This is a genomic window from Nonomuraea fuscirosea, assembly GCF_035917475.1.
Lineage (GTDB): Bacteria > Actinomycetota > Actinomycetes > Streptosporangiales > Streptosporangiaceae > Nonomuraea > Nonomuraea fuscirosea.
On sequence record NZ_CP109074.1, the window covers coordinates 11,716,025 to 11,728,629 of the forward strand.

Annotated in this window: 12 protein-coding genes and 1 pseudogene; 5 read left to right on the top strand and 8 right to left on the bottom strand. The window is 72.6% G+C overall.

The genetic code is table 11. From position 1 onward, the window contains the following. Nucleotides 1–19: 19 nt before the first annotated feature. Complete coding sequence (locus OIE67_RS54110) at nt 20–3,262, top strand: BTAD domain-containing putative transcriptional regulator (RefSeq protein WP_326635022.1); 3,243 nt, start codon at nt 20–22, stop codon at nt 3,260–3,262. Here OIE67_RS54110 and OIE67_RS54115 read toward each other — a convergent pair. Beyond that, nucleotides 3,185–4,207, bottom strand: a pseudogene (locus OIE67_RS54115) (sensor histidine kinase); the annotation flags it as partial. The gene OIE67_RS54110 and the pseudogene OIE67_RS54115 overlap by 78 nt on opposite strands. A 192-nt stretch (nt 4,208–4,399) precedes the next feature. Here OIE67_RS54115 and OIE67_RS54120 point away from each other — a divergent pair. Together OIE67_RS54120 and OIE67_RS54125 are read left to right on the top strand one after the other, a co-directional pair. Next, nucleotides 4,400–4,594, top strand: a complete 195-nt coding sequence (locus tag OIE67_RS54120) for a hypothetical protein (protein ID WP_106240547.1) — start codon at nt 4,400–4,402, stop codon at nt 4,592–4,594. Nucleotides 4,595–4,788: 194 nt separating this feature from the next. Continuing rightward, entirely contained in the window at nt 4,789–5,928 is a 1,140-nt protein-coding gene (locus OIE67_RS54125; protein WP_326635025.1) for a cystathionine gamma-synthase, read from the top strand. A 9-nt stretch (nt 5,929–5,937) separates the two neighbouring features. Here the strand turns inward: OIE67_RS54125 and OIE67_RS54130 are convergent, their stop codons facing one another. Both OIE67_RS54130 and OIE67_RS54135 read right to left on the bottom strand, forming a co-directional pair. After that, nucleotides 5,938–6,369, bottom strand: coding sequence for a DUF2269 family protein (locus OIE67_RS54130; RefSeq protein WP_106240550.1), 432 nt, complete (start codon nt 6,367–6,369; stop codon nt 5,938–5,940). A 10-nt stretch (nt 6,370–6,379) separates the two neighbouring features. After that, on the bottom strand, nt 6,380–6,505 hold the full coding sequence (locus OIE67_RS54135) for a hypothetical protein (protein ID WP_281262608.1): 126 nt from the start codon (nt 6,503–6,505) through the stop codon (nt 6,380–6,382). 139 nt (nt 6,506–6,644) lie between these two features. Here OIE67_RS54135 and OIE67_RS54140 point away from each other — a divergent pair, with 139 nt between their 5' ends. Beyond that, the gene (locus OIE67_RS54140) at nt 6,645–7,070 is read left to right on the top strand and encodes a DUF6292 family protein (protein WP_326635027.1); all 426 of its coding nucleotides are present in this window, start codon (nt 6,645–6,647) and stop codon (nt 7,068–7,070) included. Between the two features lie 48 nt (nt 7,071–7,118). On the opposite strand, the gene OIE67_RS54145 is transcribed toward OIE67_RS54140, so the two are convergent. Together OIE67_RS54145 and OIE67_RS54150 are read right to left on the bottom strand one after the other, a co-directional pair. Then, the gene (locus OIE67_RS54145; protein ID WP_326635030.1) at nt 7,119–7,580 is read right to left on the bottom strand and encodes a VOC family protein; all 462 of its coding nucleotides are present in this window, start codon (nt 7,578–7,580) and stop codon (nt 7,119–7,121) included. Beyond that, nucleotides 7,577–8,173, bottom strand: coding sequence for a DinB family protein (locus OIE67_RS54150; protein ID WP_326635032.1), 597 nt, complete (start codon nt 8,171–8,173; stop codon nt 7,577–7,579). Before OIE67_RS54150 ends, OIE67_RS54145 begins: the two co-directional genes overlap by 4 nt. 61 nt (nt 8,174–8,234) lie before the next feature. Here OIE67_RS54150 and OIE67_RS54155 point away from each other — a divergent pair, with 61 nt between their 5' ends. Continuing rightward, nucleotides 8,235–9,215, top strand: coding sequence for a helix-turn-helix transcriptional regulator (locus OIE67_RS54155; RefSeq protein ID WP_326635034.1), 981 nt, complete (start codon nt 8,235–8,237; stop codon nt 9,213–9,215). A 24-nt stretch (nt 9,216–9,239) separates the two neighbouring features. Here the strand turns inward: OIE67_RS54155 and OIE67_RS54160 are convergent, their stop codons facing one another. From OIE67_RS54160 to OIE67_RS54170, 3 genes are all read right to left on the bottom strand, one after another. Further along, a complete protein-coding gene (locus tag OIE67_RS54160; protein ID WP_326635036.1) occupies nt 9,240–9,695 on the bottom strand; it encodes a GNAT family N-acetyltransferase in 456 nt (151 codons plus the stop codon). 121 nt (nt 9,696–9,816) lie between these two features. Continuing rightward, nucleotides 9,817–11,775: a vWA domain-containing protein gene (locus OIE67_RS54165; RefSeq protein WP_326635038.1), complete on the bottom strand. Its 1,959-nt coding sequence runs from the start codon at nt 11,773–11,775 to the stop codon at nt 9,817–9,819. A 50-nt stretch (nt 11,776–11,825) separates the two neighbouring features. Further along, nucleotides 11,826–12,566 carry a hypothetical protein gene (locus OIE67_RS54170; RefSeq protein ID WP_326635040.1) on the bottom strand — a complete coding sequence of 247 codons (741 nt, stop codon included), beginning with the start codon at nt 12,564–12,566 and terminating at the stop codon, nt 11,826–11,828. Nucleotides 12,567–12,605: the final 39 nt, after the last annotated feature.

The window sequence follows — 12,605 nt, forward strand, 5'->3', positions numbered from 1 at the left end:
GCCACGGGTTGGCATCAACGTGCTGCGTTTCGAGGTCCTGGGCCCGTTGCGGGTCGTGACGGACGACGGCTCGCCGGTGCGCGTGGCCGAACCCAAGGTGCGCGCGCTGCTGGCCGACCTGCTCGCGCACGGCGGCGGCCCCGTCCCGGCGGACCGGCTGATCGACGACCTGTGGGGCGCCCGGCCCGGCCGCAACCCGACCGGCACCCTCCAGGCGCGCGTCTCCCAGCTGCGCCGCTCACTCGGCGGGTCCGGCACGGTCGTGCTCGGGCCGGCCGGCTACCGGCTGGCCGCCGCCGACTCCGACGCCGCCCGCTTCGCCGCGCTCGTCGCCCGCCGCTCCGGCGACCCCGCCGCCCGCGCCGCCGAACTGGAGGAGGCCCTGGTGTTGTGGCGCGGGCCGGCCTACGCCGAGTTCGCCGACGAGGGCTTCGCCCGCGCGGAGGCCGCCAGGCTGGAGGAGCTCCGCCTCGCGGCGCTGGAGGAGCAGGCCGAGTTGCGCCTCACGCTGGGCGAGCCCGTCGACCTCGGCGACCTGGTGGCCCGCCATCCGCTGCGCGAACGGCTGGTGGCCGCCCACATGACGGCCCTCTACCGGGGCGGGCGGCAGAACGAGGCGCTGGCGGCGTACGGGGAGCTGCGCGGGCGGCTGGAGGAGGAGCTGGGGCTGGACCCCTCGCCCCGGCTGGCCGCGCTGTACCAGGCGATCCTGCGCCAGGAACCGGGGCTCGGGGGCGTACCCCGTACCAACCTGCCCGCCCCGCTCACGGAGCTGATCGGGCGGGAGGCGGACGTGGCCGCGGTGGGTTCGCTGCTGACGACGTCCCGGCTGGTGACCCTCACGGGACCGGGCGGCGTCGGCAAAACCCGCCTCGCCCTCGCCGCCGCCGCGACCGTCCCCGCGCCCGCCGACGGGGTGTGGCTGGTCGAACTGTCCGGCGCAGCCGACCCAGCGGAGGCCCTCGCGGCCGTACTGGGTGTGCGTGACGACGCGGCCGCTCCGCTGGCGGACGTGCGCGGTGGGCACGGGGACGCCGTCGCTTCGCTCGGGAGGCGTGGGGATGCCACGGCCTCGCTGCGGGTGGGGCGTGGCGTGGCTGGGGCGATGGTGGAGCGGCTGGCGGGGGTGCTGGCGGGTAAGCGGGTGCTGGTGGTGCTGGACAACTGTGAGCACCTGGTGGAGGCGGTGGCCGGGCTGGTGTCGCGGTTGCTGCGGGCCGCCCCTGGGCTGCGGGTGCTGGCCACGGGGCAGGAACCGCTAGGGGTGACGGGCGAGCGGGTACGGGTGGTCGAGCCGCTGCCTGAGGCCGACGCCGTGCGGTTGTTCACCGCCCGTGCGGACGTTCCGGCCGACGAGACCGTGGCGGCCGTGTGCCGGCGGCTCGACGGCATCCCGCTGGCCCTGGAGCTGGCCGCCACCCGCGTGCGCGCGCTCGGCGTACGAGAGCTCGCCGCACGGCTGGACGACCGGTTCCGGCTGCTCAGCGCCGGGATGCGGGACGCGCCCGCCCGGCAGCGCACGCTCAGGGCGATGATCGACTGGAGCTGGGAGCTGCTGGGCGACGCCGAGCGGGTGGTGCTGCGGCGGCTGGCCGTACACGCCGACGGGTGCACGCTGGAGGCGGCCGAGGAGGTGTGCGCCGAGCCCGGCGTGGACGTGCTCGACACGCTGGCCAGGCTGGTGGGCCGCTCGCTCGTGGTCCGGGTCGAGGGGCCCCGCTACCGGCTGCTGGAGTCCGTCGCGGCGTACTGCGTGGAGCGGCTGCGGGAGGCGGGAGAGCACGACCGGATCAGGGAACGGCACGCCCGCTACTACACGACGCTCGCGGCGCGGGCCGACCTGCGGGGGCCGGGGCAGCGGGAGTGGCTGGCCCGGCTCGACGCCGAGAGCGCCAACCTGCGCCTCGCCCTCGCCGGACCTGAGGCGTTGCGGCTGGTCAACGCGCTGGCCTGGTACTGGATCCTGCGCGGCCGACTCAACGAAGGCCGCCGCTCCCTCACCGCGGCCCTGCGCGGCGCCACGCCCGCCGCAGGTGAGGGGGAGGTGGCGCGGGCGTCGGTTTGGCTGGCTGGGAATGAGTTGCTGATCGGCGGGAGTGCGTCGCCCGTACGGTGGGACGGGCTGGATGCGGCGGGGGTGGCGCTGGCTGACTGGCTGCTGAGTCACGTGCGCTGGGCGTACGGCGATCACCGGGCGCACGAGGCGGCGGCGGATCGGGCGCTGGTGGCGTTCGAGGCGCTGGGGGATCGGTGGGGGGTCGCGGCGGCTCTGTGTCTGCGGGCCAAGCTGGCCGTCGGGCGCGCCGACCTGGCCGCCATGGAACGGGACGGGCGGCGGGGGCTGGCGTTGTTCGAGGAGTTGGGTGACGCCTGGGGACGGATCGAGGCCATGGACGTTCTCGACCGGGCGGCCGAGATCAGGGGCGACTACGCCGAGGCCCTCCGCCTCAGGGAGGAGGGGCTGCGGCTGGCGGAGGAGCTGGGGTTCGAGGTGTCGTTCAAGCTGGCCGGGCTGGGCCGGATCGCGCTGCTGGCGGGGGACTACGTGCGGGCCGACGACTACCACGAGCGGGCCAGGGCGCTGGCGGTGGCGCAGTCGTACAAGCCGGCCGAGGAGAACGCCGTGCTCGGGCTGGCCATGAGCGCGCGGCGGCAGGGCAGGCACGAGGAGGCGGAGGCGTACCTGCTGCCCGTGCTGGACTGGCTGCGAGGGGTGGAGGGCACGCCCGGGGTGGCGTTCATCATGGCCGAGCTGGGTTTCGCGGCCGAGCAGCGCGGTGCGGGGGCGGCGGCGCTGAGCAGGCACCGCGAGGGGTACGCGGCCGCGCGGGCCACCGGCGACCCCCGCGCGATCGCACTCGCCCTGGAAGGGCTGGCCGGGGCCCTGTCACTTCTCCTTGAGCGCCCTACGACTGAGCGCTGTACGACTGAGCGTTGTACAGCCGGGGAGCAGGAACAGGAGCTGGAGGTGGAAGCGGCGGGGCTGATCGGGGCGGCGACGGCCATCAGGCGGGCTGCCGGGACGCCGCTGCCGTCCGGCGAGCGGCTGGACGTGGACCGGATCCTCGGTCGCCTGCGCGCCGCCCTCGGCGATGAGACACTCGCCCGCGCGCTGGCCTCAGGAGAGGGGGAACTCGGCGATCACTTCCCAGGCGCCCTCGGGGGACGGGCCCGCGTAGAGCCGGCCGCCCAGTGCCTCCACCCGCTCACCCATCCCGACCAGCCCGAACCCGCCGCCGAGCCGGGACACCCGCGGGTCTGAGCCGGAGCCGAAGTTCCGTACGCGCAGCACCGTCACCCGTTCGAAGCGGCGCAGATCCGCTTCCACCCAGGCGGTGCGGGCGGCGTGCTTGCGGATGTTCGTGAGGGCTTCCTGGAGCACCCGGTGCAGGGTCGTCATGACCTCGGGCGGCAGCGTGCGGTCGTCCAGCCCCTGGCCGATCTCGAAGGCCACCTTCGGCCCCTCCGAGGAGAACCGGTCGGCCAGCATCCGCAGGTCGGCCAGCGTGATGCCCGGCTTCCTGGCAGCCTCGTCCTGCGCGCGCAGCACCGTGACCATGCGCCGCATCGAGGTCAGCGCCTCCGAGCCCGCAGACGCGATCGCGTCCAGCGCGGGGGCCACCGCGTCCGGCCGGGTCTCCGCGACCGTACGGGCGGCCTGGGCCTGCACGACGATGCCGGTGATGTGGTGGGCGACCAGGTCGTGCAGCTCCCTGGCCAGCTCCAGGCGTTCGGCCCGGCGTACCGAGTGCACCGCCTCCGTCCGGCGTTCCTGCTGGAAGCGCAGGTAGCCGCCCGCGCCCGCGGCCATCGACCACCCCGCGAACAGCACGAACGAGAACGCCAGCCCCGCCCCGTCGTAGTCGCGCCCGCTCCCTTCGATCATCAGGACGACCAGCGCCGCGATGGTCAGCACCGCCGCCCGGTGCAGCGGCTGGATGTGCCGCAGCACGCCGATGAGCAGGATGAGCAGCGCGCCCGTCTCCGTCATGCCCGGCGCGCCCGCCGTCCCGGTCAGGCCGATCACCATGGACGAGACGAACGACAGGCCCAGCAGGACGCAGAACCCCTCCAGCCGGTACCTGCGCCGCAGCATCACCGCGGCGATGCCGGCCGCGCCGCAGAAGGGGACCAGCCACTGGAACGTCCCGACGGAGGCCGCGAGCACGAGGTCGATCAGCAGCATCATGCCGAGCCAGCCGAGCATCGCCAGCTCGCTGAGCCGGCGGAGCCAGTACGCGACCCGTTTCGAATCCCCCACGGCCCCGAGCCTAAGCCGCAAGTCGGACAAGTCGTATCAACCGTTCGGCCGAGGCGGCTCTCCGGAGACCAGCCCTTCAGCGGAGGCGCGACGCGGGGTGCCTCGCCGATGCTGGATATGTCGGAAGGGGACAGAGAAATGGTTGCCATCGGGTTCGCTCTGCTGAGTCTTGGGCTGGTCGTCGCGGTACTGCTCGCGCTGGCCGACCCTGTGCTGCTCTCGCGCATCAACGGGGAAGAGGCGCGCGGCGGCAGCGGCCGGTTCGTCAAGGCGGACGTCGTACGGCTCCCGCCCCGGTCAGGCGGGGACCGGCAGGAGCCGAAGGCGGCCTGACCGACCCGGCTCGCGCGGGCATGGTGCGCGAGCCCCCACGGGGGCCGTTGGGGACGGAACCCTCGTGAGCGGCCCGCGGTCCGATGGGGATCGGACCGCGGGCCGCGCCGCTCTGTGGCGGGTGGTACGGGGGCCGTGGTGCGCGGCGTGCCAAGCGGACGTTCACCTGGGGCGGGGCCTGTAACGTTGCCTGTATGAGCAACGGTTTTGAGACGCTGGCCATCCACGCAGGTCAGGAGCCCGACCCCCTGACCGGCGCGGTGGTGCCGCCGATCTACGCCACGTCCACGTACAAGCAGGACGGCGTGGGCGGGCTGCGTTCCGGATATGAGTACAGCCGCTCGGCCAACCCCACCAGGACCGCGCTCGAATCCGCGCTGGCCGCCGTGGAGGGCGGGGCGCGTGGGCTGGCGTTCGCGTCGGGGCTGGCCGCCGAGGACACCCTGCTGCGTACGGTGTGCCGGCCGCAGGACCACGTGATCATCCCCAACGACGCCTACGGCGGCACCTACCGGCTGTTCGCCAAGGTGCACGAGCGCTGGGACCTCCACTACGACCCGGTCCCGCTGCACGACCTCGACGCCGTGGCGGCCGCGATGACGCAGAAGACCAAGGTGGTCTGGGTCGAGACGCCCACCAACCCGCTGCTCGGCATCGCCGACATCGCCGCCCTGGCCCAGCTCGCCCACGACAACGGGGCGCTGCTGGTCGTCGACAACACCTTCGCCTCGCCCTACCTGCAGCAGCCCCTCGCGCTCGGGGCCGACGTGGTCGTCCACTCGACCACCAAATACGTGGGCGGGCACTCCGACGTGGTGGGCGGCGCGCTGATCGCCGCCGACGCCGGGCTCGGTGAGGAGCTGACCTACCACCAGAACGCGATGGGCGCGGTGGCGGGGCCGTTCGACGCGTGGCTGACGCTGCGCGGGCTGAAGACGCTCGGCGTCCGCATGGACCGCCACTGTGACAACGCCGAGCGCGTCGTGGACCTGCTGCTCGCCCACCCGCGCGTGACCGAGGTGCTCTACCCCGGGCTGCCGGAGCACCCCGGCCACGAGATCGCGGCCAAGCAGATGCGCCGCTTCGGGGGCATGGTGTCGTTCCGCGTGGCCGGGGGTGAGGCGGAGGCCGTCGCGGTGTGCGACCGGGCGAAGCTGTTCACCCTGGGCGAGTCGCTCGGCGGCGTGGAGTCGCTCGTCGAGCACCCGGGCCGGATGACGCACGCCTCCGCGGCGGGGTCCCCGCTGGAGGTGCCGTCCGACCTGGTCCGGCTGTCGGTGGGCATCGAGACCGTCGACGACCTGCTCGCCGACCTCACCCAGGCGCTGCGCTGACGCGCCTGGTCAGGAGGGGACGACCATCAGGAAGAGGATCACCAGCCAGATCACGGACAGCAGCCCGCTGATCGCGGCGATCCGCCCGTTCTGCACCTTCGCGTCGTCGTCCGTGCTCTCGCTGGTGAGAGCCTGGACGGCGGTGCGCAGGTCGCGGTCGATGATGACGAGCAGCACGGCGGCCACGATGAACAGCGTCATCGACGCCGTCATGTACCACCGGCCGAGCACCCCGCCGCCCATGACCACGCCGAGCACCAGCCCGAACACGAAGACCCCCAGGCTGCCGACGGCATAGATCCTGGTGGTCCGCTGGATGAACTGCAGCGAGGGCACGTTCTTGGCGCGAATGGCGCGCGGCGCGGACATGGTCGCGGCGGTCACCGGCCCGATGGTGAAGACCGCGAAGACGATGTGCAGCCAGAGAAGCAGGGACGACATGCGGGAGAGACTAGTCCCCGACGATCTCGGCGGGGGACTCGACACTCTCTTTGCTTTCTCCGGCACAACGCAGGCACAGCTCCGTGGCCGCCACCGCGACGACCATGAGCACGATGAGAAGAACCGTGGCTATCATGGCTGCCCCTCCTTCCCCGTCTCGGACGTAAATATCGTCCGTAATGACTAGACGGCTGTGCAACGGAATAAGTTCGGCGCGGGTATGGTTGGGCATCGCCGCAAATTCCTTACCGTCTGGGCACAAGGGGGTGCCGTCCGTGGCCATCAGGCACGTCGAGCCTTACACCGACGAATGGCTGCAGCAGCCGTACGGCTATGTGCTGCAGGTCCGTGACCTGCTCGGATCCGAGGTCGTGGACTGGTGGGAGGGCCCGTGCGATCCGCGTGACGCCACGCTCAAGCTTGCCGACGGCACGGCGCTGGTGTGGGACGAGGAGAGCGGCTGGCGGCTCGGCGCCTTCGTCTCGGGCGGCCGCGGCCGGCACACCGAGTTGTCGGGCGTCGTCCGCTACCTCGGTCACGGTTTGCTACCGAAACCGGAGCGTGTGGTGGCGGCGCTGCACGACGCGAGGGCGGGGGTGGGCGCGAGCTCGGCCTGGCGCCCCTGCTACCGCTCCCACCGCAACTGCCGCGACGGCTTCGACGTCGCCCTCGACTTCTACTCCCGCCTCGTGGACGCCTGAGCCCTTCCCCTGGAACGCGCCTCCCATCGGAGGCTTCCCGCTAGAGGGTCAGTCCAGGCAGAACTCGTTGCCCTCCGGGTCGGCCATGACGATGAAGCCGCCGCTCATCGGGGGTTCGGGCTCGTGCCGGCGGGTCCTGCTCGCCCCCAGCTTGACCAGCCGCTCGCACTCCGCCTCCAGCGCCGCCATGCGTTCCTCCCCCTCAAGCCCGGGAGCGGCGCGGACGTCGAGGTGGACCCGGTTCTTGGCCGTCTTGTCCTCCGGCACCTGCTGGAAGAACAGCCGCGGCCCTGCCCCGTCCGGGTCCTCGATCGCCGACCCGGTGTTGCGCTGATCCGCCGGCACACCGGCCCGTTCGAGGAAGTCGTCCCACGCGGCCAGCGGATCGGCGCCCTCCGGCAGGACGACGCCGGGAGGCGCCGGATGCACGTAGCCCAGCACGTCACGCCAGAAGATCGACAGGGCCCGCGGGTCGTGGGCGTCGAAGGTGACCTGGATGGTGCGGCTCATCGGTTCGTGCCTTCCGTGCTCTCCACCGTGGAGTGGGTGTGCAGGTAGAGGTCGCGCAGCAGGCAGACCTCGGACAGGTGGTGGATCAGCTCGCGGTGGATGTGCAGCACCAGGTCGGCCATGGGGGCCTCGGGGTAGGGCTCCTTCTCGCCGACCGGGGTGCGGAGCTGCGCCTCGCTCAGGCCGCGCACTCCGGTCAGCCACGCCTCGACCTGCGTGTCCAATTGGTCGAGCGCGGCGGCCGCGGTGCCGGCGTACTCCCAGCTCTCGTACGACGCCGGCGGCGCGCCGAAGTGGGAGGCGGTGCGGGCGGCGAGCACGCCCACGATGACGTGGCCGAGCCGCCAGGCGATCGTGGTGAAGGGCGACGGGACCGGCTCGGGGAAGCCGTAGTCGATCGTGAACGCCCCGGTGCCGGCCTGCACGGGCGCCGTCGAGTGGCCGCGCGGCCGCACGTTCCAGGCGCCCGGCACCGGTGACCAGAAGTACTCGTCGTCGGTGAGACCTTTGAATCGGGGTCGAAGATGATGGTTCCAGTGCCACTCCAGTTGCTCGCGCAGCGTCCGGTTCCAGTCGAAGTCGGTGGTGTCCATGGCTTCACTCTGACACCCCAGGCGGACAGGATCGGTCCGCTATCTCTGGCAGGCTGATTTCATGAGCGTGGCGAGCGGTGACGAGCGGGGCACGACGGAGCGGGTGCTCACCCTGCTCGGGCTGCTGCAGCAGCGCCAGGTCTGGACCGGCCCCGAGCTCGCCGCCCGGCTCGGGGTGACGCCGCGCACGGTCCGGCGCGACGTCGAACGGCTGCGCACGCTCGGCTATCCGGTGCACGCCAGCCAGGGCGTCGGCGGCGGCTACCGGCTCGGCCCAGGTCAGGACCTGCCGCCGCTGCTGCTCGACGACGAGGAGGCCATCGCCACCGCCGTCTCCCTCCTGGCCGGCGCCGGCGGCGCGGTCGCCAGCGCGGGCGAGGCCGCGTTGCGGGCGCTGACCAAGCTCGACCAAGTGCTGCCCACCCGGCTGCGGCACGAGGTGCGGGCGCTGGCGGGCTCGGTGGAGTCCTTCGGCGCCGGCGGCCGTACGCTGATCGACCCCAAGACCCTGATGACCCTGGCCAGGGCCTGCCGGGACGAGGTCGAGGCCGCCTTCGACTACCCCTCGGGGGACGAGCTGCGGGCGCGGCGGGTGGAGCCGTACCGGCTGGTCGCCTCCGACCGGCGCTGGTATCTCCTCGCCTACGACCTCGACCGCGACGACTGGCGCAACTTCCGCGTCGACCGGATGAGGGAGGTGTCCGCGCGGACCCGGCGGTTCCGCCCCCGGGCGGCTCCGGACGCGGCGGCGTACGTGCAGGAGAGCGTGGCCAGCCGCGTCTACCGGCACCAGGCCCGCTTCCTCCTGCACGCCCCGGCCGCCACGGTACGGGCGCAGATCCCGGCGTCGGCGGCCGTCGTCAGGGCCCGGGGGAGCGAGCGCTGCGAGGTGACCAGCGGTGCCGCCAACCTCGACTTCGTGCTCATGCACATCGTGCTGCTGGGTCACGACTTCGACGTGCTCGACCCGCCTGAGCTGGTGGAACGCTGCCGCGACCTGGCCGCCAAACTGCTGTCGGCCGCGGGGAACGACGGTCGTTGACCGCCGGGTGATCGTGGTGCGGGGTCACCCGTGGAGGGTCAGCAGGGTGTGGTCGTCGTCGCCGTGGCGCACCGTGCCGGTGCGTTCGAAGCCGTGGCGTTCCAGCAGGCGCACGGACGCGGTGTTGCCGTGGAAGGGGTCGGCGTAGAGCGGTCTGACCTTCTCCGCCTGGAGGAAGAGGCCGAGCGCGCGCGTGCCGACACCCCGCCCCCAGAACGCGCGCCCCATCCAGTAGCCGATGAAGCGCCGGTCTTCTTCCCACCACGCCACCAGGTTGCCCGCCAGCTCGTCGCCGACCATGATCGCCTGCACGTGGACGGTCGGATCGCCGAGGATCGAGGTGCGCCAATGCCGCAGGAACGCCTCACGCTCCCGTGGCGCGAACCTCGACCGCCGCGCCGCCTCGGGGTCGTGCTCCTGCTCCAGGAACACCTCCAGGTCGGCGTCCACGACATCACGCAACCGCACGTCCTCGCTCATGGCGAGCAGTCTCGCAGGCGGCACCGACAGAAACGGCTCCCACGGAAACCCCAGCTCAGGGATCCGGGCGGGATGCCGGCCCGACGGTTCCCAGGGGCAGGGGCCATAGTGCCGGACGGTGTCAGCGGGAGCGGCGCAGGCGGAGGAAGTCGCTGACGACGTACTCGCCCAGCCGCTCGGCGTCGGGCGAGAAGACCCGCCCGCCGTTCCTGCGCGCCACCTCGTCCACGAACTCCTTCAGCCGGTCGTCGGCCGCCAGCATGAAGATGTTGATCGTGGCCCGCCGCCGGGTCATCTTGTCCACCTCGGCCAGCGTGAGCTCCAGCGTCTCGTGCGACGGCGGCCACTCGAACGCCGAGCGCCCGTCGCGCATGAGGTGGGCGGTGGGCTCGCCGTCCGTGACCACCAGCACCACCGGCTCGAAGTCGGGGTGACGGTCGAGGTGGCGGCCGGCGATGAGCAGGGCGTGGTGCAGGTTGGTGCCCTGGACCATGTCCCAGTCGAGGCCGGCCAGCTCGTCGGGCTGCAGCACCCTGGCGTAGTTGGAGAAGCCGACGATCTGCACGGCGTCCTGCGGGAACTTGGAGGCCACCAGCGCCTGCAGGGCCAGCGCCGTCTGCTTGGCCGCGGCCCAGGTGCCGCGCAGGGCCATCGAGTACGACAGGTCCACCAGCAGGCAGACGGCGGCGGCGCTGCGGCGCTCGGTCTCGGCCACCTCGAAGTCGTCGACCGTCAGCCGCACCTTGGGCCGCTCGCCGAGGCTGACGCCGCCGCCGCGCACGCCGTTGACCAGCGTGCGGACGACGTCGATCGGCTGCTCGTCGCCGAAGCGCCAGGGCCGGGAGGAGCCGGTGAGCTCGCCGGCCGAGCCCGCGTCGTGCTGGTCGTGGTCGCCGCGGCGGCCTCCGTCGAGCGAGGCGAAGACCCGGCGCAACGCGGTCTCGCCCAGGCGGCGCACCGCCTTCGGGGTGAGCTCCAGCTTGCCGCGGCGGCGCAGCAGGTAACCCTGCTCCTCCAGCTCGCGTTCGATGCGCTTGAGCGCCTCCAGGTCGTCGACCGCCGAGCGGCCGAGCGCACGGCGTACGGCGGCCTCGTCGATGTCGTCGAGCCGCGCGCCCGGGTAGTCCTGGCGCAGGGCGGTTTCGAGCTGTGTGAGGTCGGCCAGCTCCTCCAGCGCGGTCACCGCGTCGCCCATGGCCAGGGGCTCCTCGCCGGTGAGGCGCTCGGGGGCGTTCCAGGCGAGGTCGGGGCGGCGGGCGTAGAGGGCCTCGCCGAGGCGGCGCATCTGGTCGGACAGGCCCGCCTGGTCGAGCGTCTGGTTGATGAGGTTGCCCAGCTCCTCGCGCTGGCGCGGGGTCATCGAGGCCAGCATGCGCTGCGTGGCGGCGGCGCGGCGGGCGAGGATGTCGACGAGCTCGTCGAGGGTGCGGGGCTTCTCCGGGAAGAGATCCCCATATTTCGCCATGAAGTTATCGAAGTCGTCCTGCGTGTGCTCGCCTCTGGAGTCGCGGTCGAGCATGTCGTTCAGGTCCGACATCATCTGGCGTACGCGTTCCATGGCCGCCGGGTCGGGGTTGGCCAGCGCGTCGCGCAGCCCCCTGAACTGGCTGTCCAGGACCTCCCTGCGCAGCAGGTCGCGCAGCTCCTCGAAGGTCTGCCTGGCCGCCGCCGAGCGCCACTCGTACGAGCTCAGCTCCTGGATCGCGCTGGCGGTGTCCTCGGGCAGCGCGTCGAGCTCGGACTCCCGCAGCCGCGCCTCGTCGGACGGATCGGGGAACAGCTCGGCCCGCTCCTGCCCGATCGCCTTGTCCAGCAGCGCCCTGGCCCGCTCCAGCGTGCCGTCGAGACGCCCGCGCTCGCGCAGGTCACGGCGGCGCCGGCGGACCTCCTTGAGCATGTCGTCGAGCCCCCGGCGGTCCTGGCCGCCGGGCAGGCCGCGCTTGAGCAGATCGCGCAGGGCGTGGACCGGCGTCGAACCCGACAGGATCGCATCGCCCATCTCGTCGAGCGCCGCGCGCACGTCGTAGGGAGGAGCGAGGGGGTCTGGGCCGTCGTGGTATTCGCCATAGCGGAAGGCCATCACGAAACCACGCTAACCCGGAAAACGCCCCCATGTGTGTGCATGGATCATCAGGCGTCGCCGAAGATCTCCCACACCTGGTCCAGCGAGTCGGCGCCGGGCGTGTACTCGATCTTGACCAGGACGGGGTGCCGGACCGTCTTGAGGGCCTTCGTCAGGTCCGTCCACGTGCACGGCTTCTTGCCCAGGCCGTTCCTGTCGGCGTTGACCGGCCGGCCGGACAGCCAGCCGTCGCCGCAGCCGGCCGTGGTGCGGGAGAAGCCGGTGACGTACGAATAGCCGAGTTTGAGGGTCTTTCCGCCCGTCGCGAACAGGACGGTCGTGTCGTCGACCCGCTTGATCGTCCCCCTGGCCGAGCGCTGCCCGGGCCACTCGGCGAGCAGGATCTCGTTCACCTTGACGGCCTTGCCGCCCCGATGCTCGACCCGCACCGGTACGGGGCCGCGCCCCAGCTCGGTGGCCAGCTGCCCGGCGCCGCACCGGGTGCGCCCGAGCCCCTTCGAGTCGAGGGCCACGTGCCCCTCGGTCTCCTTCAGATCGCATTTGACCGTGACCCGCCCGTAGGCCGCCCCGGTGTAGTCGAGCCGCAGCTCCTTGGCCCCCGAGACGGCCTTCAGCCGGTGCAGCACGTTGCCCTGCCGGGTCACGCGGGTGGCCGACTTCGGCACGATCCGCAGGTGACCCTTGCCGTTGGACCAGGCCCACCCGTACGCGGAACTGGCGGCCTCGGCGGGCACGGCGAGCACGCTCAGCGTGAGAGCGGCGACGGTGGCACAGGTGAACAGGCGCATGGACGATCTCCCCCGACGGCGTAGTTCTGTACCACTATG